Origin of the sequence: Bradyrhizobium ottawaense, from assembly GCF_900099825.1 — a bacterium.
GTDB classification, from domain to species: Bacteria; Pseudomonadota; Alphaproteobacteria; order Rhizobiales; family Xanthobacteraceae; genus Bradyrhizobium; species Bradyrhizobium ottawaense_A.
This window is the reverse complement of record NZ_LT629693.1, coordinates 2,361,582-2,383,306: the sequence shown is the minus strand read 5'-3', so window position 1 is coordinate 2,383,306 and position 21,725 is coordinate 2,361,582. Positions and strand designations below refer to the sequence as shown.

Genomic DNA, 21,725 nt, shown 5'->3' with positions numbered 1-21,725 from the left:
TCGGTATGCAAAAAGGGCCGGCTGCATCCGAATAAGAGCGCCGACCCTCAATATCGTTGTCCGACGTGTCCGTTTAGGGCAGGTCTCGACGGACGAGGGTCAGTTCGAAGCAACATCAAGCAGCGTGTCGACCGCGCCCTTGATCTTCAGTGCCTTCCAAATATCCCGGACCGACGCGGAGGGATAAGCGCTGTAGAATCCGACCGCGGTCACCTGCTGCGCGACGATCCAGTCCTTGATGCCCGGGTCATTTATGCCGGGATACCCCTCGAACTCATGAAAGAGCAAGTCGATTTCGTCGGGAATGATGCCGCCGAAATCATCTATGTATTGTTCCCAGCCGCCGTCGAAGGTTGACGCGAAGATGATGCGGGTGTCGTTGTCGAATATGACGAACCGGAGGTCGTGAACGGTCGCTATGCGGTCGGTATTCTTTTGGCGCTCCCCGGTAAATCCGTCAGCGAGTAGTGCGCGGACCCGTTCAGCGGCGCCAGGTTTGAGCTTGCTGATGAGTGTGAACTCGCTTGTCTGCCCTGCTTTTGCGCCCGGCCGGGCGATGCCGGCAGAGGCGGATTTGGCCACCTGGACGTGTTGCGCGACTGTCATTGTCGTTCTCCTTTCTGTTAAGTCTCAGTTTGAGACGGCGTTCACTCTGCCGTCGGTCCGGCTTCCAGACCGGCCAGCCACTTGAGCGCTCGCAGACCAGGCATGAAGCAGTACTCGCCTCCTTGAACGGCGACGAATTGCGGAAGACCGTGAAGGCGACGACGAACCGGGCGTTTCGGAATGGTGAAGAATCCTTCTCCGCCGCTGTTGCCGAGGATGGGATCCTCTTCTCTTCCGTGACTGATGAAATTGCCGTCAGTGATCCATTGGGACTGCACAAACTCGAATTGCTGCCGCTGATGCACGCCGATTAGGAGGAACACGCCTCCCCGCTGGGCGCCGTCGTCTTCCAAGACGCCTTCCGGAAGGGGTGGGCCGTAGTTCGTGCCGCGGCGCAGAAATTGGTGAAGATTCGTCGCAACCAATTCGTTTTTTAGCGCGTCGCGAGGGTTCACTCGCCGAATGTGTGCACCGAACGGGCATTTCAGCCCGTGCATGTCATCTCCAAAACCAAACGCGTTATTGCGGTCTTGGTCTGCTCCCAATTCCGGATCGTCTTGCTCGGCGGCGAGAGCCAATGGGGCGCCGCTGCGCCATCTACCGACCATCTTGGCGGCGATCAGATCCTCATCCTCTGGCGATGCGGCTTGTTCGCGGAGGTAGTGCCGAAACGCAGCGACCCGCATGTGAAATTTTCGAAAGGCGACAAAAGTGCCGTTGCGTCGCAGGACTTCGGGCTCCGGACTAATGGCCGTGGCCCCCAGTTCATCCGGATAACCCATGATGAACTCACCAGCCTTGACCGGTCGTCCCGAGCCGGGATGGACAACGGCGCCGCTCCCTTCGACATTCGGATTATGAAGCCCATCCTTAAAGCCGAACGGATTGCATCCGTTCGGGAGCTCGCTGAATCTCAGCCGATACACGACAGAGATATTGGGAAGATCGTGATGAGACTGTCGCGCCAACGCTAAGGTCGCCTCAAGACTCTCTTCGTCTTTTGAATAAATCGCTATTGCGACGTGCATGTCGCGAGTGCCGAACGGGTACTCCCAGTTAGCGGGAGCGCTATCGCCGACGTCACGCAGAATGGACGCGCGGGAAGCCATGCCTTCCCGGAACTCTTGCGGGAAAGTCTTTAGCGATGTTGCGGGCAGCCCCAGCGCCTCTAAGCCATGATATGTGAAGGCGATACCCATCCACCCGGGTAGCGTCGGAAGCCACCAATCGTCGGCTGGCGCCACATACGGGATAATACGGCGCAACATTTCACGCCCTTGCGCGGCGTCGTCGATGCGCAAAACAACGTATTGTCCCCTGTAAGGAGACGGGCGCGGGCGCAGAACCGTCGCCTGTATATCGCTTACTTCGAGTACGGGGATCTTGTCTGTCGGCATGCTAAGGATGTCAGCGCTCTTAGGCATCTCGACACCGCTTTCGCGACCGAGATAAAGACTCTCAGTAAAATGACATCGCTGCCCTGTCCGAGCGAATTAAGCTTTACAAATAGCCGCAAATCTAACGGTTGTCGGCGAGAACGACTCTCTCTGCTTCAGAAAAATTTGCCTATTTTTGTTAGGCTTCATTCGCTGAACCATTTGGCGCATTGTATTAAGCAGCCTGAATCGGACCGCGGACAAACCCGTGCGTCCGCAACTGGCCGTTTCGAGAATGTCTTCGATCAAGAAGCTTGTTGTTTGCTTTGTTGCGCTCGGGGGTGCCAGCGTCATGGGCTTCTTCGCGCTCGCATGGCGGCCAGCGATCGCTCCCATCCTGGCGTCCGCGACACAAACTTTCGCGCCGGAATTGATAGCGAAGGGTGAGGCGCTCGCCGGCGGGGGCTATTGCGCGGAGTGCCATACCGCGAAAGGCGGAAATGTGTTCGCCGGTGGCTACCCCATGCAAACGCCCTTTGGCGTGCTTTACTCCACCAATATCACGCCCGATCCGGAGACTGGCATAGGCTTATGGTCAGAGGCGGCCTTTGCTCGTGCGATGCACGAAGGTGTTGCCCGCGACGGGTCGCATCTGTTCCCCGGATTCCCCTACGACCATTTCACGAAGCTTTCGGATGACGATGTAAGGGCATTGTACGCCTACTTCATGACCAGGCCCTCAGTTAGGGCGCCCGCGCTCGCGAACACAATTCCTTTTCCGTTTGGCATCCGTGCCTTCCAGGCAGGCTGGAAGCTATTGTTTTTCCGCTCAGGTCGCTTCGAGCCCGTTGCCGGCAAAAGCGAAGAATGGAATCGGGGCGCTTACCTCGCGCTCGGGCTTAGCCATTGTGGCGCCTGTCACACACCTCGCAACTTGCTCGGCGCGGAAAAAGCCGGCAACGCCTACGCCGGCGCCGTCGTCGATAACTGGATCGCCCCGCCCTTGACTGGGGCAAACCCCGTTCCCGCGCCGTGGACCCAGGAAGAGCTGCACAGTTATTTGCGCAACGGCGTGAGTGTCTTGCACGGGAGCGCGGCGGGACCGATGTCACCTGTTGTTCAAGGCCTTTCCGCGCTTCCAGAATCGGACGTCCAGGCTCTCGCAGTTTATTTTGCCGACATCGACCATGCGGTCGATCGGCCGTTATCTGCCAATTCGGCAGTGGCGCGCGCAATGTCCTACGCGCGCATTGGTACCCGCCAGGAGTTCGACGCCGACGCGCGCCTCTACACCGCCGCTTGCGCGTCCTGCCACTACAACGCGGGTAACGCGCCGCTCGCGGTCCGTCCCGAACTAGCCCTCAACAGCGCGTTAAACCTGCCCGATCCGACAAACCTGATCCAGGTCGTGCTTCGTGGCGTCGGCGCTGAGGAAGGCATACCAGGCGTCGTGATGCCGAGCTTCGAGCGAGCGCTTAGCGATACCGACATCGCTCGTATCGCCTCCTATCTGCGCCGCACCCGCACGAACCTGCCGCCGTGGCCCGATCTCGAAGCCAAGGTCACCGCGATGCGCAGGCAGATCAGGGCCTCTCGGTGAAGGCCGCCGTCTGGAGTAACTGACCATGACCTCGTTTCACATCAATGGCCGTCCGATTGCGACCGACGTAGAGGAAGACACTCCGCTATTGTGGGTCATCCGTGATTTAATTGGTCTTACCGGCACGAAATTCGGATGCGGAATAGGCATGTGCGGCGCCTGTACCGTGCATGTCGGCGGGCGTCCGACCCGTTCCTGCATCACACCACTCCGCGCAGTGGCTGGCGCCGAAATCACGACGATCGAGGGACTCAGTCCAACAGGGCAGCATCCGTTGCAAAAGGCCTGGATCGACCTTCAAGTGCCGCAATGCGGCTACTGCCAGGCTGGTCAGCTCATGCAGGCCGCATCTCTATTGAAGGACTTCCCGACACCAACCGATCAGGACATCGACGCGGTAATGACCGGCAATCTTTGCCGTTGCATGACGTATGTCCGCATTCGCAAAGCTATCAAACAGGCTGCTGCCGAAATGCGTAAGGAGCTCACCAATGGCTAAGCTCCAACACCGGGCCGCGGATGATGCCCTCTCGCTATCGCGTCGCTCCTTCCTGATCGGGGTGGCCGGCGCCAGCGTAGCCTTCTGCTTCGCTCCGATAGAAGCGCGGGCGGACGCGCAAGCGTCACTGCCCGGCACGTTTGAGCCGAGCATCTGGTACAGCATCGACCGATACGGCATCGTGACGGTCAACGTCGTCCGCGCCGAGATGGGGCAGCATATTGGCACCGCGCTCGCTCGCATCCTCGCCGATGAGCTTGAGGCCGATTGGGACAAGGTTCGGATCACCGCCGTCGACACCGACCCGAAATGGGGGGTGATGATGACCGGTGGCAGCAATTCAGTGTTCTCGGACTTTCCGGTGTTCAGCCGCGTCGGCGCGGCCGGTCGGATAGCTCTCGTCGAGGCGGGGGCAAAGCTTCTGGGTATTGCCGCACAGCAATGCGTGGCGCGCAACAGCTTCGTTGTTGGCGGCAATAGCTCGGTCTCCTATGCCGAAATCGTCAGGCGTGGCAATCTCAGCCGCGCATTCAGTCCGGATGAATTGGCGAAAATGCCGATAAAGCCCGCCTCGGAGCGCCGCCTTATCGGGCACAAGTTCGATGCGATCGATATTCCTTCGAAAACGAACGGCACGACGCGCTATGGGATCGACGCGACCGTCGATGGCATGATCTACGCACGACCCAAGATTCCGCCGACCCGCTATGGATCGAATGTGCGCTGGATTGACGATTCCGCCGCGCGGAGCGTCAAGGGCTATATCAAGAGCCTCATCCTGGAGGACCCGTCCGATACGGTTCCGGGCTGGGTGATGGTGCTTGCGAGTTCATATCCGGCCGCCATCCGCGCAGCGGACCTCGTTAAGGTCGAGTGGATGGTGGGCGACGCCACCAATGTCTCCGAGAACGATATTCTCGACCATGGTTCAAAGCAGATCGCAGACCCGAAGGGCGGCGCGCTGCTGGTGGACGACCCGGGGCTCGACGCGGCTGTTCGGGGTGCGAGGTCGACGCTTGAACGAACCTATACGACGAGCAGCGTGCTGCACGCTCAACTTGAGCCGGTTAACGCTCTCGCCTTCGAGAAGGACGGCCTGTTTGAGATCCATACCGGCAATCAATGGCAGAGTTTGATCCTGCCCGTGCTCGCCCAGGCGCTCCGTCTGCCGCAAGAGCGGATCGTAGTGCGCACCTATTCCATCGGCGGCGGCTTCGGCCGGAGACTGAACGGAGATTACGCCGTGCCCGCCGCGCTCGCCGCCCAGGCCACCGGCAAACCCGTGAAGTTGGTGCTGACGCGTCCGGACGACATGCGCTTCGATTCGTTTCGCTCTCCGTCTATTCAGACATTACGTATGGCATTCGATGCGGGGGGCAAAATTGCGGCGATGGAGCATCATGCCTCTGCTGGCTGGCCCACGGCCGTCATGGCGCCCAGCGTCATGCCGAAAGCGTTACATGGCATCCCCTATGATCCATTCGCGATCGCAGGCGCGGATCATTGGTACAATGTCGGCGCGCAGCGCGTGCGGGCGCTGTCGAACGGCCTAGCCAACCGCTCCTTCCGTCCCGGTTGGCTACGCTCGGTTGGGCCTGGCTGGACCAACTGGGCGGTTGAGACATTCATGGACGAGGCGGCCCTGGTGGTGGGTGCGGATCCCGCAGGCTTCCGCATCCTTCTACTGGACGGTGCGGGACGCAACGCCGGCTCGGCCCCGAATGCCGTTGGCGGGGCAAAGCGACAAGCGGCAGTCGTGCGGCGTGCCGCAGAGAAGGCGGGCTGGGGTGTGGCCGTGCCGAAGGATACCGGGCTTGGCATCGCAACAACATTCGGCCAGGAGCGCGGCATGCCGACCTGGACCGCCTGTGTCGCGCGCGTTCAGGTTAGCCGCTACAGTGGAGCCGTGACGGTCGAAAGGCTGACGGTCGTCGTGGACGCCGGCACTTTGGTGCATCCGGACGGCGCGTTGGCACAGGTTGAGGGTAGCATCCTTTGGGGTCTCAGCATGGCGCTCTACGAAGGAACGGAGTTCATCGCCGGTCAGGTTAAGGACAGGAACCTCGACAGCTATACGCCCTTGCGCATTGGCGACGTGCCCGAGCTTGATGTCGAGTTCATTGACAGTGCAGAGGCTCCCGTCGGCCTCGGCGAGCCGGCGACGACGGTTGTTGCCCCCGCAATCGGAAATGCGATCTTCGCCGCTGTCGGCGTTCGGCTTCGCCACCTTCCGATCCGGCCCGCCGCTGTTCTCAAGGCACTCACGCAGTAAGGCAAGGAACGATGCGCGCGGCACGAGGCGCCGAAAAGCTGACGTCCTCTTAAGGAGAATTTAGATTGCTTTGGCAGCCTTTGCTCGATCGCGCGCGCAACTTGATTTAATCAAGACGCAAACGTGTTCAAGATCAAAGGAGAATCAGGTGCTCATCGATCTTCGCACCTATCGCGTCAGGCCCGGCAAGTTGCCGCAGGAGTTAGACCTGTACGCCAAGCACGGCTTCGCCTCGCAGCTACGCCATCTCGGGCCGCCTGTTGCATATCTGCAGGCCGAAAGCGGTGATCTGAACGCGCTGGTGCATTTATGGGCGTTCGAGGATGCGGACGATCGCGCGCAGAAGCGTGCGGCTATGATGTCAGATCCTGAATGGCAAAACTATCTGAGGCTCGCTGATGAAGCGGGATATCTGGTGGACCAACGCAACAGCTTGATGGTGCCGGTGAGTTTCGCCCCGATCAACCGGTAACAGGCTGAAACGATTCCGTGGAGGGATATTCGGATATGTCGGACCATTTTTCTGGGCCCCGATCTTTGAGCGACCCGGCCGCTGACATAACGGATGTTTTTGCGTTCCCGTGCCCCGACAGTCCGCAGCATCTCGTCCTGGCCATGGACGTGTTTGGAAAAGCCGGTCCATCAGCCCTCTTTTCCGACGCCGTCATATATCGCTTTCGCGTGCGCCCCGCCGCAATCGCCGAAACCGGGCCAATGTCTTCGTTCGCCATTGGGACCGATGAGGCGATCTTCGACTGTGTGTTCGAGGTTCCGTCTAGCCTGAAGGACGGCTCCCAGCCAAAACAACACGGTCGCTGCATGACACCGAGCGGCGAAGTCATTCAGTTCTGCGTGAACGATGAGAAGGGCGGCAACGGTAACGATGTGCAGGTCTTTGCGGGACAGCGATCAGAGCCGTTCTTTCTCGATGTGAGAATGATCGAAAAAACAGTGGCGACAGGACAACTCGCGTTCAAAAAAGTCGGTTCTGATACGCTTTACGGCACCAACATCCTCGCAATCGTTCTTAAAGTCGAGTGGAGGACCTTGCTAAAGGGCGGACCGATGTTCGCTGTCGTCTGTGAAACCCTGGCGTCCGGCAAGCGGCCGGTGCGGATAGAGCGGGTCGGTCGGCCGGAGATCAAGAACGTTTCCTTGAGCTGGAAGATGTTCGATCAGGTCAATCGAGATCTGGAAATTCGCGACCTCTACAACAGCGAAGACGCCTTCAAACTCGCGACAGATTATTTCGATGCCTATCGAGTGCGGATGAATGCCAATCTCACCTTCTACGACGGTCTAGACGGCAAGATCGATTGGCCTGCTAACGAGCAAGGCAACCATCCGCTGACTAAAATTCTGCTGGCGGACTTCCTCGTCGTAGATGCCTCCAAACCGCTCACTGAGCTCAGTTACTTCGAAATTGAACGATCCATGCTGAAGGACCGCATTCACGTGACGGCGGGCGGGCGCTGGCTCAATGAGGACATCATGGACTCCATTTTCACGCTGTACGTCAACGGCGGAAACGGTCCGCGCGTCGACGATGGCATTGCCGGGCCGATCACCTGGTCATCCAAAGTCTTTCCTTACATGGCCCCGCCAAATCCGCCGAGGGTTGTCGCGTCATGACCGCAATGGAGCACGATGACGCTGGTATCGCCGACGTATCGACCACTAACGGTTTGATCGCACTGAGCAATCTCGAGGCCCAGATCCACGCCCAAAGATCGGAGGTCGCGCTCAGCAATCCAACCGTTGATGCTCAGATCGAGCTCATCGAGTTGATCACGCTGCGCGGGCTGATCCTTGGCCGCGTTGCCGACTACGAGCTGGCCGAGAAGAATGCCGAGCGGCTGGTGCAGAGTGAGCCGGCCAATGGAGCGGCCCTCGTTGCGCGAGCGCGAACCCGAAGCACCTTTCACCGCTTTCTAGATGCTTTGAGTGACCTAGCCCTGGCGGAGCGCCTCGCGCCGAATTACGACAGGATAAATATCGAGCGTGCTGCAATCTTCCAGGCGCTCGGTCAATACGACGAGGCTTTCGCCATCCGCCGGGAAGCCGCAATCCGTCGGCCGAGTTTTGAAACTCTCGGCGCTTTGGCCGGGCTTTGCGCGGAGCGCGGGGAGATTGCAGTCGCAGAAGGATTCTACATGGAAAGCCGGGGTCGCTACCGCGGCGTATCGCCGTTTCCGCTCGCGATCCTTGATTTCCAGTTCGGTCTGATGTGGATGAACAACGACCGTTTGGATGACGCACGAATGTGGTTCGACGCCGCACGCAGCCGCGTGCCGACTTACGCACAAGCGCAAGGCCATCTTGCCGAGGTCGAGGCAGAACTTGGTGAGGTCGCTACCGCGGTCGCTCGCTTGTTTCCCTTGGCAATGTCTTCGGATGATCCTGATTACGCCGCGCAACTCGCGCGCATTCTCAGGGATGCGGGGCGCGCCGACGAATCTCGGCATTGGTGCGAGCACGCAGCGGCGCGTTACGACGAGTTGGTTGTTCGTCACCCCGAGGCATTCGCCGATCATGCGGCCGAATTCTGGCTAACGGTAGGCGGCGATTCGGACGAGGCGTTGCGGTTGGCCAGACTTAACTTTGAAGTCCGCGAGACGCCGCGTGCCCACGAACTGCTTTCCCGCGCCCTTAGGGCGAACGAGGCTGCCGGCATGACGCCTTCCTCGGTGCTTCTCCCACCGTGCGACAAGTCGCAAGCTACGTCGTGAAATGACGGTCAATCAAAGCAAAGGAGATATCGTATGGCCACGAAAGTGATCGATAACGAGCGCACGGCAATGGCTCAGAAGGTGACCCCTCAGCCCGACGGTCCTGGTCTGCGGATCGGGAGGAGAGGGGAACTCACCGGCATCGGCAAGGTGACGCCAGATGGTGCGCGCATCTTCCGCGAGCGCCTACCGCAGTTTCAGGCCGAGGCAGCCTACTGGGAGAATCGGATCGGTACAGTTCAAAGTTTCCGGTTGTTCCTGTTCGATAACGACACTCGGATTCTGTTCACTATTGTCTATGACGACGACTTCAAGCCTTACGTCGAAGACCTCATGAACTACGTATCGCCATGGATGGATCAGATTTTCGGCGGCGTTTGGGAGGGGTATACGAGTTTCAAAGACGTGCCCACACTTATGGACCTTATCCGTAATGCGCAGGTCACAGCCGAGTTCTTCTATGCCGCATACCCCGAAATCTCCTGTCGAGACGTCGAGAAGATGAAGCGGCTGAGCGCAGCGGTTAGCGAGATGTTGGACGCCGCCACTTGAGTTAAACAATGACGCAGGCTCTCGGCCTTGCTGACATTCAGGCAACCGTCCTCCGCAATCGGCCGATGCCGTACTGCGGCGCGCATGTCTTCCTGCGAATCTAGGACCCTGCGCACGCATGTAAATCGTCTGATGCCGAAGATCACGCCATCAGCCGATCGGGATCGTGAATCTTGGGAATTAACAGGGCGCACGGCGCATGAATCGAGGTGAGGAAGCTTGTCCTCGGGAAGGAAAGAAAATGGCGACCGTCCTTACCGCCCATGTTAAGCCAAAGCTTAGGTCAGCGGGCTCATCGAGGTTCCACCCAGCTTTCGTAGTTGCGTGGCTCTTCTCCGTGCTGTTCTACTTCATGCAATATGTCGGCGTGTCGGCACCGAGCGTCATGGTGCCGGAGCTCACGACTGCGTTTAATCTAACGACGCTGGGCGTTAGTTCACTGCTGGGACTGTACTACTACACCTATTCAGCCTTCTCCATTGTAGCTGGCGCGGCGCTCGACCGCTGGGGAGCAAAATACACCATTCCTATAGGCGTCCTTTTACTCGCCACCGGGATGATGATGTTTGGTCTTGGTATTAGTTGGGCGGCCGGTATCGGTCGAATGCTCCAGGGCGCGGGCTCCGCATTAGGCTTTATAGGCGCAGTGTACCTTGCAGGGCATGGCTTCCCGTCACGACATCTCGCGACGGCCGTCGGTATCACGCAATGCTTCGGCATGCTGGGCGGCTCGGCGGGGCAGTTTGTCGTGGCGCCGCTCGTGCATGGGCCGATTAGTTGGCAACAATTTTGGTTGTTTGCTGGGATCATAGTGCTGGCGATCGCGGTCGCGCTCGTTGTGGTCACGCCTCGGCAGGATCCGTTAGAGCGATCGAAGTCGACCCTTTTGCACATGTTCACGCCGTACAAGACCGTGTTGAGAAATCCGCAGTCTTATCTATGTGGGTTGTGCTCCGGCCTTCTGTTCCTTCCGACCACCGTCGGCGATATGATCTGGGGTGTGTCGTTTCTGCGCGACGGATGGCAGTTGAACTATGCAGAGGCGGTGGATCGCGCCTCGATTGTTCCGCTCGGTTGGGTTTTCGGCGCACCTGTTCTTGGCTTCCGTGCTGACTACGTGGGCCGGCGCAAGCCTGTGCTGCTGGGTGGCATCGCACTCTCGTTGTTTTCGGTGGCCGCTATTCTGTATCTGCCGTTGAATACCTTACCGCCTTACGTTCTCGGCTTTCTACTCGGGTTTGGATCCAGCGCTGCGTCGATCCCCTACATTATCATCAAGGAAGTCAATCCAGAGGGCGTGAGCGGAAGCGCGACAGGAGCCGTCAATTTCCTCGTTTTCGTAATAAGCGCATTCGCGGCGCCCGCCTTTGGCTGGTTCATTCAGAAACTCGCGGATGACGGACCTCTCACTCTCCATGTGTTTGAGAAGGGTGACTCCCTGCTTGTCGCCGCGGTCGCGATCGCAGCCATCCTCGCCGGCTTCCTCAGGGAGACCGGCCCCGCGGCGCACACGGAGAAGTCCATCTAGAACGCGAATGTGCTCATACAATCGGACATTGCTTAGAGTGTTTTGCAGGAATTTGTCAGACTTCATTGGGCCCGCCTAGTATGCGGTCGTAGAAAAAGAGTGCGATGTCAGTAGAGTTGACTCGCAGTGTGATGAAAATGCGCGATCGGGGAGGGGGTAACTGCGCGAGAACTTCGACGTAGTCACGGAACCGAATGAAGTCGGAAAATTGGACGCCGTTGCATGAGCGCTGCTCCAGTCAAAATTCTAGTAATTGACGGCGAAGCCGCGATTCGTAGACTCCTGCGAACGGGATTTAGCACGCAGGGGTACGAAATTATCGATGCGCCCAACGGCAGAGCCGCGATCGAATTATTGGCCCAAAAACCCGATCTGATCACGCTCGATCTAGATCTTCCAGACATACCGGGATTTGAGTTGCTGAAAGTGATCCGGATGCGAGCTGAAACCATTCCGATTGTGGTGCTGTCCGGTCGAGATGATGGAGCCAGCAAGGTACAGGCGTTCGATCTTGGCGCAGACGACTATGTCACCAAACCATTTGGAATGGATGAGTTCTTCGCCAGAGTACGTGTTGCGCTTCGTCACCAACTGCATGCGCATGGCGAACGTTCGATATTCCGCGTCAACGATCTCTCGGTCGATCTTGTCCGGCGCATCGTCAAAGTCGGGCAGAGGGACGTTAATCTTTCACCCAAGGAGTATGACCTGTTACGCGTACTCGTCCAACATGCAGGCCAGGCGTTGACGCGGGAGTTCCTGCTTGGAAAGCTCTGGAGCAGCTTCACCGACGCTCAATATCTTCGGGTGTATGTGCGTCATCTAAGACAAAAGATTGAAGTCGACCCAGAGCGGCCCCAGTACGTTCTTACGGAAGCAGGGGTCGGCTATCGGCTCCGCGCTCCGGCACCGATAGCAAGGGAAACCCAGACTCACACCTGACCACCATTTCAAAATTCGGCTTTCTGGAGTGGCTATGACGATAGCCTCTCTCCCTCCGAGGACCCACCACAAAGCCCTCCTTGTTGCCCGGCTGGCGCCCGCGAATTGTCGTCTGCCCGACCTAAAGGAGAACGCGCGGATCATAAGGCGTTGAAGGTGCGAACTCGCCGGTCCAAGCGCGCCTGTGCGCGTGGGCCTTGACGGACTCCTTGCTCCTAGAGGCGCGCTGCGCACATTGCTCCCGGACCACGTCGATATGAACTTGTATTTTGCGCGTGACGCGCTTTAGCAGTTGGACGCTTCGCGCGCGCCCCGAAGGTATTCAGCGTAACGGCGAGCGACAAGGTCGAATTCGTAGCTCTCCTGGAGCTTTTCAAGTGCGTAGTCGCGAGTTATCTCAAGCAGCCGATATTTCGGCTCCTTGTCGCTGATATCCGCGTTAACGAGCGACTTTGCAACGAGGCTCACCACTGCGTCTGCAACCTCGACGGCGGCGATGTCATCGCTAGAGGCGACTGCAATCGCGGCCTCTAGGACAAATTCACCTGTAAAAATTGCAAGTCGACTTAACACCAAGCGCTCAGACTCAGGAAGCCAATCGAAGCTCCAGTCGAGCATAGCCCGCAAAGTCTGATGTCGCGGAAGCGCCGTTCGGTAGCCACCGCTCAGCAGGCGTAGGCCACCATTCAGGCGCGCCGACAAGCCGTGCACACCGAACGTATCAATGCGGCCCACGGCAAGCTCGATAGCTAAGGGGTTACCGTCCAGCTTACGGCACAAATCCACCACGACCGGTGCGTCATGGTCGCTTAATTCGAAGCCATCAAGTCTTGCGGCCGTACGTTCCACGAACAGCTCAACCGCCGAGAAACGCATCGCTTCAGCAGCCGTGAGCTGCGCGGACACGGGCGGGACCTCCAATGACGGCAACCGATATCTCCGCTCGCCTTCGGCTCGAAGTGGTTCCCGACTGGTTGCAAGGATTCGTGCGCCCGATGATGCTTGTAGCATGTGCACCGCCAGTGAAGCGGCCGCCTCCGCGGCATGTTCGCAATTGTCTAACACGAGCAGCATCTGCCTCCCGCGCAACGACTGGGCCAACACAGGCAAAGTGGTGCCGGGGGGAGTATCAAGCCCCAGCACGGACCCGAGAGCACCTGGGAGCATGTCAGGATCGCTGATACGGGCCAGGTCGACTAGCCAAACTCCATGCTCGTAACTGCCGGCCACTTCATCGGCTACGGCGAGGGCTATCGAGGTCTTTCCGATCCCGCCAGGGCCCACGATCGTCAGCAAGCGATCATTGGATAGGAATGTCGCCAGTGCTCGGGAGGTGTCGGCACGCCCGACCAACCTCGTGATCTGGTTCGGTAGATTATGTGAATGCCTTTGAACCGGTTGTTGCGGTGGCCGCGGCGATTTTCGGTCCTCGAGAGAAACCGGGGCGACGAATCGATAGCCGCGTCCCGGAATGTTGACCAAGTACCGATGTCCTTCGCGGCCATCTCCCAACACCCGCCTCAGTGCTGCGACATGGACTGTCAGATTGGCGGGTTCGACGTACACGTTCGGCCATACCCGTGCCATGAGCTCCTCCTTGCTGATCAACTCTCCCGGGCGCTCGACCAATGCGAGGAGGATGTCGAATGCCCGGCTGCCGATGTTGAGAAGCTTGTCGACCTCCAGTAACTGGCGCTGGTCAGGTAGCAGGGAGAACGGTCCGAACGAAATCACGCGTGTCGCTGATCCGTCAACTGGCTTGGAGGATGGCGACATGTGTAGATCAATGTCCGCAATTTTGCTGTGGGTAATTCCCGAATGTGTTCGTCGCAGGTCTCGACTAACTGATGAAGGAGAGGGCAGATCGTCATGCTGCCGATCGTTTGTTGGTGCGGATAGAGTCATGATTGTCTGCCTCCGTCATCTGGCGAAGCGAGAGCCGATCGGATGCTTGCGAGCAAATCTTTGTCGTCGAACGGCTTGACCAAATAGGAGGTCACGCCGGACCGGCGCGCGGCCGCGCGATCTTTCTCATTGGGAAAGGCGGTGATCAGGATCGTCGGAATTGCGCTGTCCGACCTGACTAGGCTGGTATGCAGTTCGAGCCCGGTAATGCCCGGCATCTGCACGTCCGCGATCAAACAGGACGTGTCGCGTAGTAGCTTAGATTGTAGAAATTCTTCCGCACTCGGGAATGCCTCTGCGGAGAAGCCCATGCTTTTAACGAGGTCCACAAGGCTTTCGCGAGCCGATGGGTCGTCGTCGACGATCGAGATCATGGGTTTCTTGAGCACTCAGAACTCCCATAAATAGCGAGCTCCGAGCTTGCATCAAGCTCAAGGTCGAAGCCACTCCGCATAAGGGGAATTGGTTTTGACGAAAAAGGCTACCCAAGCGGCCTTCCTGGAGCAGCCGATCAGACCTTTGGTGTAGTCGCGCGCTACTTTAGTTTAGATCTTCACGGGGAAATCCCCAGCTTGTCTGCCATACGCACCAATTCAATCTGCGATTTTGCGCGCATCTTTCGCATGATCTGGCTGCGATGGACTTTTACCGTCATTTCGCTCAATCCAAGCTGCGTTGCGATCGCCTTATTGGGATGCCCGGTGATCACAAGCAACAACACCTCTCGTTCGCGCGGCGTCAGACAGTCGAGGCGCCCCTGAAGCTCGGCTACAATCTTCGCTTCCTGGCGCCGGACGCGATCGCGCTCGATCCCCACATGAACCGCATCTAGCAGTTCCTGTTCGCGTAGTGGTTTGGTCAGGAATTCGATGGCGCCGGATTTCATCGCCCGTACCGACGTCGGAACGTCGCTATGACCGCTGATAAATATGATCGGAAGTTGAATTTTGGAATTCAACAAGGTCTTCTGAAATTCCAATCCACTTCCTCCCGGCAGTCTGACGTCCAGCACGATACAGCCTGGCGCATCGGGAAGCTTCTGTTGCAGGAATTCGCGGCTCGTCGCGAAAGACTTCACCTCCAGACCGACCGAGCGAAGGAGATCCTCCACCGATTCGCGAATGGAGACATCGTCGTCGATCACGACTACGATAGCCTGGTCCTCGCTCATGTACTAAAATCAACCATCATATTCTACCCGTCAAATCGAGGATCGAAAGTCCCGCTTGATGCCGGTCCCGCCGCCACCGTCCAGAGGGGTCGCATCTCGCGGACCATCTACTCAGGGGACAGTATTACATTTCGGTCACAAGTTCTCCCCCTGATCTTTCGGCAAGGTGAATTGAAAGATCGCCCCGCGGGGCTCGTTTTTGTTTGCCCACAGGCTCCCACCGTGGGCCTCAATGATCGAGCGGCTGACCGCGAGCCCCATGCCCATGCCGTCGGGCTTGGTCGTGTAGAAAGCGCCGAAGATCTCTTCGAGTTTCTCCACGTCCAGCCCGGGACCGGAATCACTCACGGTTAAGCTAACATCGCCAGAGGGAACGATCGTCGTGGCTATTTGCAGTACTCGCTCGGCGTCAGGAACTGCGGTCAATGCCTCGACTGCGTTGATCATCAGATTGAGGATAACCTGTTGCAACTGAATTCGGTCCGCAAGAATTAGGGGTATCTCAGCCGAGAGCTGAGATTTGAGCCGCACGTGATTCTTTCTGACTTCCTGACGCGTCAACGAAATGATCTCTTCGACCGTTTCGTTTATGTTTAGCCAACCCTTGCGAGGGGGAGTCTTCTTAGCAAGATCGCGTACTCGCGCCACAACTTCGCTGGCTCGTCCCGCGTCTCTGATGATACGGTCAATGGATTGTCTAGCCTTCTGGACATCGGGAGGCTGGCTATCGAGCCACCGAACGCCGGCGTTTGCGCTGTTTATTACCCCAGACAGTGGCTGATTGACTTCGTGTGCGATCGAAGCGGTCAGTTCACCCAAAGTCGTCAAACGTGCAAAATGAGTGAGCTGCGTTCGGGTCTGATGAAGCTCCTCGTCCGCTCGCCTGGTCGCAGTAATGTCCATCACCGCGCCAACAAATTCCAATGCGCCCAATGCATCTTTTTCAGCACGCGCCACCGCACGGACATATTTAGTCGAGCCATTTGGCATGAGTAGTCTATGTTCAAAATCCCAATCCTTGCCGTCATCCGTTACGCGCTCAAGAAATTGCCGAACGACAGCACGATCTTCTGGATGAGTTCGTTGCAAGACTAGTTCCAACGAGGGTTTAGCCGCTCTATCGTACTCAAAGATCCGGAATGTCTCCTCCGACCAAAAGATCTCGCCCCGGGCAACGTTCCATCCGAAACTCCCCGTGCGACTGAGCTTTTGCGCCTCCGCAAGGTACGCCTCGCGGCGTTGCAGCTCCTGAGTCAGGTGTTCTTGCTCGGTCACATCTATCGCGGTGCCAAAAATGCTCTTCAAAATTCCCTTATCGAGGAGGGGAACTCCGACACAACGAATGTGTCGGACCTCGCCGCCGGGTCGTACAATGCGTTTCGTTACATCGCAGCCCAAACCCTGAGCGAGCATTTCTTGTATAGTTCGCGACATGAATTCGCGGTCTTCGGGGTGAACAGCACTCAAATACTGCTCAAGCGTGGGGGCACCCCGCGCCGAGTCGAAACCATAAACCCGGAACAGCTCTTCCGACCAAAAGTCATAATATCCGGCGGGGTTGAACGACCAGCTTCCCTGGTGAGCAAGTCGCTGGCCTTCAGCAAGGTATAGTTCGCTCTGTCTCAATGCCTCAAGCCGCTGCTCCTGATCTGTAATGTCTATGGTGGCGCCAACAAACCGTGTAGCTACTCCGTCTTCGCGGAGGAGAGTTCCAAAACTATGTAAAACTCGAAGTTGACCATCTGGGTGAAAATACCGGTACTTGATATTCAGTGGCCGATCGTCGTTGATCACCTGCGCATTCGCATCGATCATGGGCTGAAGGTCTTCGGGATGTATGCGCGAAAAAATCAATTCGGTCGGAGGATATCCCTTGGAGGGATCGAAGCCGGCTATGCGCCACATCTCAGGAGACCAATGTTCGCAAACATCCCAGTAACCGCCGATGTGGCTGCTCTTATAGGCCCAACTTGCAAAGCCGGCGAGTTGTTGCGCATGCGCCATGTAAGCCTCGCTCAGCCGCAAGGCGTCCTCGGTCCGCTTGCGGTCATCAATATCGTGGAGGGTTCCATACCATCTCGCGACATTGCCGGAGTCGTCCCGCATGGGCACCGTGCGACCGTGAAACCAGCGATACTCCCCATCTGCCCGCCGCCAGCGCATCTCGTTCTCAAACGCTCGCCCCGTTTCCAAGGCCTTTAGCCAGGTCGCGTTTACGTTTTCAAAGTCGTCGGGGTGGATAACGTTCTTCCAACCCCCATCGAGCCATTCCTCCTTGTCGATCCCGAGGTACTCGAGCCAACGCTGATTTACGAAGTCAAGGGTCCCGTCAGGTTGCGCAGCGCTGACCAACGCAGGAATCGAGTCGATGAGCGCATGAAGCTCCTTTTCCTTTAGTCGTAATTCCTCGGTTAATCTTTCCTGTTCGGTGATGTTCAAACAGGCGCCGACAAATCGTGTGATGACCCCATTTTCGAAAATGGGTGTCCCGAAATCCCGTATTACTCGAAGCTGACCGTCAGGTAGCGTATACCGATATTTTATATCCAATACCTGGCCATGTTCGAAAAGCCCGGCGAGCGCTTCATCTGCATGCTGGCGGTCTTCGGGATGAATACGTGACGCAGCCTCTTCGTTTTCTGGGTACCCCTTTTCGGGATCAAAGCCCAACATGCGAAACATCTCTGCCGACCAATGCTCACACACGCCAGGAGGTTTATACGCCCAGCTCCCGACGCGAGTTAATTCTTGCGCGTGAGCCATGTAAGCCTCGCTCAAGCGCAGAGCATCTCCGGTCTTCCTCGATTCGGTGACATCCTCGCATGCGATCAGGACGATTAATTGCTTGTCAGACCGACGCACCGCTTTGGCATTTTCGCGAACCCAAAGCACCGTACCGTCTTTCCGGGCCTTTCGAATTTCCCAGCTATGCGGAACGCCAAGCGTTTCCAGGCAGACCGCCACGTTCTGCTGGACGGCTGCACGATCTTCTTCAAAAAAAACATTGAGAACGGATTGTCCGATTAGCTCGTTGACCGCATAGCCGAGTTGTGCAGCGCCAAAAGTATTCACTGAAAGGACCGTGCCGATCGGGTCAACCATAAAATACATGACCGGGTTGTGCTCAAAGACCTCCTTCCATTGCTCCTCGCTTTCGCGCAACGCTTCGATCGCACGTTTGCGGTCTTCGATGTCGGTGCTTGTTCCATACCATTTGACAATGGTACCCCGCTCGTCGCGGAGGGGCTCCGCCCGGACCAGGAACCAACGGTATTGTCCGTTAGCTCCGCGGGCACGTGCCTCGATTTCGAACGGCGTCCCGGTTGCTACTGCCAACTGCCACTTTTCCATCACGGCTGGACGGTCTTCGGCGTAAAAAGTTGTAGCCCAACTTTTGCCGGTTGCCTCACCGGCGGATAAGCCTGTGAAATTTAGCCAACGTTGACTATTGAAGTCGCGTGAGCCGTCGGGAGTCGCGCTCCAGACCATCGCTGGAATTGTGTCAACCAGCGCATTGTTCGACACTTGAGCCTGTTCCGCTGTCCTTCGCACTCTCGCTGTAAGACTCGTAATGATGATCGAGGTCGTCAAAAAGGCGGTTATCGCCAGGGCGTCCTCTGGATAATCTACGCGGAAGCTGAACAGCGGCGGGGCAAAGAAATAATTCAGAAGCGCAACGGCACCGAAAGAGAGAAGGACGGACGCAGAGAAGCTACCGATCAAAGACAGCAGCGCGATAACGATCAAATAAGCAAAGCCGACCGTGGGAATGTTGAGTCCGAGTCGGAAACATATAAAGGTCAGCAATATGAGACCGCCGCCGCCCAGAAATAGCTGTAGGACTGCGCGTTGGAGGGAGGACGTCTCGTTTAGCCTCACCTGCACGGCCAGATCCCTTTGGGCGACTGTGTGGAGCAAAAACGATGTTCGAAATCAGTAGAGCTGATCGGCACTCTCGGCGTTCCGATCGATGGTGCTTTCCTTGATAAACGCAAAGTTGCTCAAGACCTATTTTGCCTTCGATATGAAGCATTGTTGTGATCGAACGGGGGAGACTACTGCATTATGACAGCCTGATCCAGATGGCGCGCCCCTGGGCCCGAATCTCGATCGGGGCGGCGGCTGACGGGATGACCGAAGATGCCCTGGCGTCTTGTCGCTTCGTCAGAATTTGCAGAAATTTGGCAGACCTTACTTGGTTCGAGCCTCGAGAAGAATCATTGTCGAGCCCGAAGCAGAATAACACATCTTTCGGGCGTGGATTACATGCGCGACAGCGAGGCCTTTTTTCAAAGCCGGCTTGAGCAAATTCGTGCCGAAGGCCGCTACCGTACGTTCGCCGATCTCAAGCGTCGTGTGGGTGCCTACCCGCGCGCGTACGATCACTCGCTGCAGTCGGAAGTCACGGTATGGTGCTCAAATGACTATCTTGGAATGGGACAGCATCCCGCGGTACGGGCTGCGATGCATGAAGCAATCGATTGCGCGGGCGCCGGCGCGGGCGGCACCCGCAATATTTCCGGCACAAGCCACTATCACGTGCTTCTGGAGCGCGAGATAGCGGACCTTCACGGGAAGGATGCGGCGCTCCTCTTTTCATCCGGCTACATCGCCAACGACGCCACCCTCAGCACTTTGGGAGCCCTGCTTCCTGGATGCGTAATATTTTCAGACGCGCACAATCATGCCTCGATGATCCAGGGTATCAGACATAGCGGAGCGGAGAAATACATCTTTCGACACAACGATGCGGAGGATCTCGCAAGAAAACTGGCGGCCGTAGGCGCCAGGCGACCGAAAATCGTCTGTTTTGAATCAGTTTATTCCATGGATGGAGACATCGCACCTGTCGCAGACTTGTGCGATGTCGCAGAACGCTACGGGGCCATGACCTATCTCGACGAAGTTCACGCGGTCGGTCTTTATGGACATCGGGGCGGGGGCATAGCTGAGCGCGAAGGATTGTCCCACCGTGTGACGATCATACAGGGAACACTTGCCAAGGCGTTTGGTGTTGTTGGCGGATATATCACGGCATCAGCGTCGCTCGTTGACTTTGTCAGGAGCTTTTCACCTGGATTCATTTTCACCAGTGCGTTGCCACCGGCGGTTGCCGCCGGCGCGCTTGCCAGTGTGCGCCACCTCAAGAAGGATTCGTCGCTCAGAGTTCTGCACCAGGAACGCGTGGCGGCGCTGAAACGAGAACTGGTCAAGTCGGAATTGCCGATGATCGCCTCACCCAGTCACATCGTTCCTGTATTTGTGGGCAACCCCCTAACTTGCAAGGCCATCTCTGATGAACTGCTTAGGTGTTACGGCGTATATGTGCAGGCGATCAACTATCCAACAGTACCAAGAGGAACGGAGCGGCTTCGTCTCGCGCCCACGCCGTTACACAGTGATCCGGATATACTTTGGCTCGTAAATGCGATGCAGGGGATTTGGGATCGACTAAAGCTGGTGCCAGCAGCCGAGCACTCATATCGATGTCAGCGCCGCCAGATCACCCCGGAACGTCCATCGGCTTCCCGCGGATCGATCGCTTAGGACGGACCGTCTCCGCTCCTTCTGACCTGAATTGAAATTGTCTCTTTACGGGTGAGCAACGCACATAGTACTGCTCGTTTCGCTTCCTCCATCGCCAAAACGGCGATTTCAATGGCGGTGGTTGCAAACCGTTCGCACCGGTCGGCTCGAGCATGCAGCTTGCTTGTCCGGCGGGTTGCCTTCCATTCGGCAACTATTTCACCGGTCTCGAATCGCTCTTCTTCCATTAGCCGCTTCAACTCATCTTGGGCAGTCCGCGTTTCGGCACGGATTTGATCGATAAGCTTCTCGCTTTCGGCAACGCGTTCTCGCAATTCTTGTTCTATCGTAACTGTCTTTTCGTCGACCAGTTCATTCAGATGGCTCAAGGCTCCTGCAATCATTGAAAGGCTTAGGAGCACCTCGGCTCGAAACGGATCTGAATTCTCGCTCATGCTTTATCTGCCTCGGAGTCTGGCGTTTAGGCGTCGATTATTCCAATAAATAGAGCGGCTAGTTTGATCGGCCCGGGTGATAGGCGATTTTCTCGCATCCGGTGAAGAGTTCGACCTTTCAGAAAATGCGGTCGGTCCGTTGCGGCGATGCAGACCGACCGCATGCGGACCCGGATCGGGAGGGAAGCCGGGCGCGCTGACAGGGGCTTCATTGTCCGCGTGTTTTCGGCCAATTCAGCCTTGGCCAACATACATCGCGTCATCCCCGCGCAAAAATGAAGCGTAACAAAGAGATGCAAATCGCGGTCTGGCCGCCAAATTTCGGTGGCGGCGACGTGTCCCGACACCTCGTGCTTGGCCTTGGGTGCCGAGGCGATCAAACCGGCATAGCGTCAGAATAAAGGAGCTCACGTGCGCGAGCGGCCTCGTCGAAGTCCTGCGGTGAGAAGTATCCTTTGCAACAATTTATTGAACGTTGGCGAACTTAGCTTGGTTCCAAGGAGAATTGACCATAGTAAGTCGCAGCGCCCCGGTGAGAACCTCACGATGAAGCTCGATGTAGGC

At 57.4% G+C, this 21,725-nt stretch carries 17 protein-coding genes; 10 read left to right on the top strand and 7 right to left on the bottom strand.

The window, feature by feature from the left end; all coding sequences use genetic code 11:
* Window positions 1–99: 99 nt before the first annotated feature.
* Both BLR13_RS11050 and BLR13_RS11045 read right to left on the bottom strand, forming a co-directional pair.
* Entirely contained in the window at window positions 100–606 is a 507-nt protein-coding gene (locus BLR13_RS11050; protein WP_074824477.1) for a hypothetical protein, read from the bottom strand.
* A gap of 41 nt (window positions 607–647) precedes the next feature.
* Window positions 648–2,003, bottom strand: coding sequence for a Dyp-type peroxidase (locus BLR13_RS11045; RefSeq protein ID WP_074831650.1), 1,356 nt, complete (start codon window positions 2,001–2,003; stop codon window positions 648–650).
* Between the two features lie 247 nt (window positions 2,004–2,250).
* Here BLR13_RS11045 and BLR13_RS11040 point away from each other — a divergent pair, with 247 nt between their 5' ends.
* The 9 genes from BLR13_RS11040 (at window position 2,251) to BLR13_RS11000 (ending at window position 12,104) form a co-directional block, all read left to right on the top strand.
* Complete coding sequence (locus BLR13_RS11040; RefSeq protein WP_244525144.1) at window positions 2,251–3,582, top strand: cytochrome c; 1,332 nt, start codon at window positions 2,251–2,253, stop codon at window positions 3,580–3,582.
* Between the two features lie 25 nt (window positions 3,583–3,607).
* Window positions 3,608–4,081 carry a (2Fe-2S)-binding protein gene (locus tag BLR13_RS11035; protein ID WP_074824483.1) on the top strand — a complete coding sequence of 158 codons (474 nt, stop codon included), beginning with the start codon at window positions 3,608–3,610 and terminating at the stop codon, window positions 4,079–4,081.
* A complete protein-coding gene (locus BLR13_RS11030; protein WP_074824485.1) occupies window positions 4,074–6,353 on the top strand; it encodes a xanthine dehydrogenase family protein molybdopterin-binding subunit in 2,280 nt (759 codons plus the stop codon). Before BLR13_RS11035 ends, BLR13_RS11030 begins: the two co-directional genes overlap by 8 nt.
* Window positions 6,354–6,501: 148 nt before the next feature.
* Window positions 6,502–6,825 carry an NIPSNAP family protein gene (locus tag BLR13_RS11025; protein WP_074824488.1) on the top strand — a complete coding sequence of 108 codons (324 nt, stop codon included), beginning with the start codon at window positions 6,502–6,504 and terminating at the stop codon, window positions 6,823–6,825.
* A gap of 35 nt (window positions 6,826–6,860) precedes the next feature.
* Window positions 6,861–7,985, top strand: coding sequence for a DUF4331 family protein (locus BLR13_RS11020; protein ID WP_074824491.1), 1,125 nt, complete (start codon window positions 6,861–6,863; stop codon window positions 7,983–7,985).
* The gene (locus tag BLR13_RS11015) at window positions 7,982–9,082 is read left to right on the top strand and encodes a hypothetical protein (RefSeq protein ID WP_074824494.1); all 1,101 of its coding nucleotides are present in this window, start codon (window positions 7,982–7,984) and stop codon (window positions 9,080–9,082) included. Before BLR13_RS11020 ends, BLR13_RS11015 begins: the two co-directional genes overlap by 4 nt.
* A 33-nt stretch (window positions 9,083–9,115) precedes the next feature.
* Window positions 9,116–9,634: a hypothetical protein gene (locus BLR13_RS11010; protein ID WP_074824497.1), complete on the top strand. Its 519-nt coding sequence runs from the start codon at window positions 9,116–9,118 to the stop codon at window positions 9,632–9,634.
* 337 nt (window positions 9,635–9,971) lie between these two features.
* A complete protein-coding gene (locus tag BLR13_RS11005) occupies window positions 9,972–11,162 on the top strand; it encodes an MFS transporter (RefSeq protein ID WP_244525143.1) in 1,191 nt (396 codons plus the stop codon).
* A gap of 222 nt (window positions 11,163–11,384) precedes the next feature.
* The gene (locus BLR13_RS11000) at window positions 11,385–12,104 is read left to right on the top strand and encodes a response regulator transcription factor (RefSeq protein ID WP_074824503.1); all 720 of its coding nucleotides are present in this window, start codon (window positions 11,385–11,387) and stop codon (window positions 12,102–12,104) included.
* A 285-nt stretch (window positions 12,105–12,389) separates the two neighbouring features.
* Here the strand turns inward: BLR13_RS11000 and BLR13_RS10995 are convergent, their stop codons facing one another.
* The 4 genes from BLR13_RS10995 to BLR13_RS10980 all read right to left on the bottom strand — a co-directional run bounded on the left by BLR13_RS10995 (window position 12,390) and on the right by BLR13_RS10980 (window position 18,987).
* Window positions 12,390–13,838 (bottom strand): ATP-binding protein, encoded by a 1,449-nt coding sequence (locus tag BLR13_RS10995; RefSeq protein ID WP_157793696.1) that lies wholly within the window; start codon window positions 13,836–13,838, stop codon window positions 12,390–12,392.
* A gap of 167 nt (window positions 13,839–14,005) precedes the next feature.
* Window positions 14,006–14,398, bottom strand: coding sequence for a response regulator transcription factor (locus tag BLR13_RS10990; protein WP_244525142.1), 393 nt, complete (start codon window positions 14,396–14,398; stop codon window positions 14,006–14,008).
* 164 nt (window positions 14,399–14,562) lie between these two features.
* Window positions 14,563–15,180 (bottom strand): response regulator transcription factor, encoded by a 618-nt coding sequence (locus BLR13_RS10985; RefSeq protein WP_074824511.1) that lies wholly within the window; start codon window positions 15,178–15,180, stop codon window positions 14,563–14,565.
* 135 nt (window positions 15,181–15,315) lie between these two features.
* A complete protein-coding gene (locus BLR13_RS10980; RefSeq protein WP_171944974.1) occupies window positions 15,316–18,987 on the bottom strand; it encodes a PAS domain-containing protein in 3,672 nt (1,223 codons plus the stop codon).
* Window positions 18,988–19,446: 459 nt separating this feature from the next.
* Between BLR13_RS10980 and hemA the strand changes: the two genes are divergently transcribed.
* Window positions 19,447–20,727 carry a 5-aminolevulinate synthase gene (gene hemA, locus BLR13_RS10975; RefSeq protein WP_079586415.1) on the top strand — a complete coding sequence of 427 codons (1,281 nt, stop codon included), beginning with the start codon at window positions 19,447–19,449 and terminating at the stop codon, window positions 20,725–20,727.
* Here hemA and BLR13_RS10970 read toward each other — a convergent pair.
* Entirely contained in the window at window positions 20,724–21,161 is a 438-nt protein-coding gene (locus BLR13_RS10970; RefSeq protein ID WP_143039752.1) for a hypothetical protein, read from the bottom strand. The two genes, hemA and BLR13_RS10970, sit on opposite strands and share 4 nt — an antisense overlap.
* Between the last annotated feature and the right edge of the window lie 564 nt (window positions 21,162–21,725).

What these genes read in the sequence shown, in the direction of transcription:
- BLR13_RS11050 (WP_074824477.1), bottom strand. Translation starts at nt 606, where the DNA reads ATGACAGTCGCGCAACACGTCCAGGTGGCCAAATCCGCCTCTGCCGGC.
- BLR13_RS11045 (WP_074831650.1), bottom strand. Translation starts at nt 2,003, where the DNA reads ATGCCGACAGACAAGATCCCCGTACTCGAAGTAAGCGATATACAGGCG.
- BLR13_RS11035 (WP_074824483.1), top strand. Translation starts at nt 3,608, where the DNA reads ATGACCTCGTTTCACATCAATGGCCGTCCGATTGCGACCGACGTAGAG.
- BLR13_RS11030 (WP_074824485.1), top strand. Translation starts at nt 4,074, where the DNA reads ATGGCTAAGCTCCAACACCGGGCCGCGGATGATGCCCTCTCGCTATCG.
- BLR13_RS11020 (WP_074824491.1), top strand. Translation starts at nt 6,861, where the DNA reads ATGTCGGACCATTTTTCTGGGCCCCGATCTTTGAGCGACCCGGCCGCT.
- BLR13_RS11015 (WP_074824494.1), top strand. Translation starts at nt 7,982, where the DNA reads ATGACCGCAATGGAGCACGATGACGCTGGTATCGCCGACGTATCGACC.
- BLR13_RS11010 (WP_074824497.1), top strand. Translation starts at nt 9,116, where the DNA reads ATGGCCACGAAAGTGATCGATAACGAGCGCACGGCAATGGCTCAGAAG.
- BLR13_RS11000 (WP_074824503.1), top strand. Translation starts at nt 11,385, where the DNA reads ATGAGCGCTGCTCCAGTCAAAATTCTAGTAATTGACGGCGAAGCCGCG.
- BLR13_RS10985 (WP_074824511.1), bottom strand. Translation starts at nt 15,180, where the DNA reads ATGAGCGAGGACCAGGCTATCGTAGTCGTGATCGACGACGATGTCTCC.
- hemA (WP_079586415.1), top strand. Translation starts at nt 19,447, where the DNA reads ATGCGCGACAGCGAGGCCTTTTTTCAAAGCCGGCTTGAGCAAATTCGT.
- BLR13_RS10970 (WP_143039752.1), bottom strand. Translation starts at nt 21,161, where the DNA reads ATGAGCGAGAATTCAGATCCGTTTCGAGCCGAGGTGCTCCTAAGCCTT.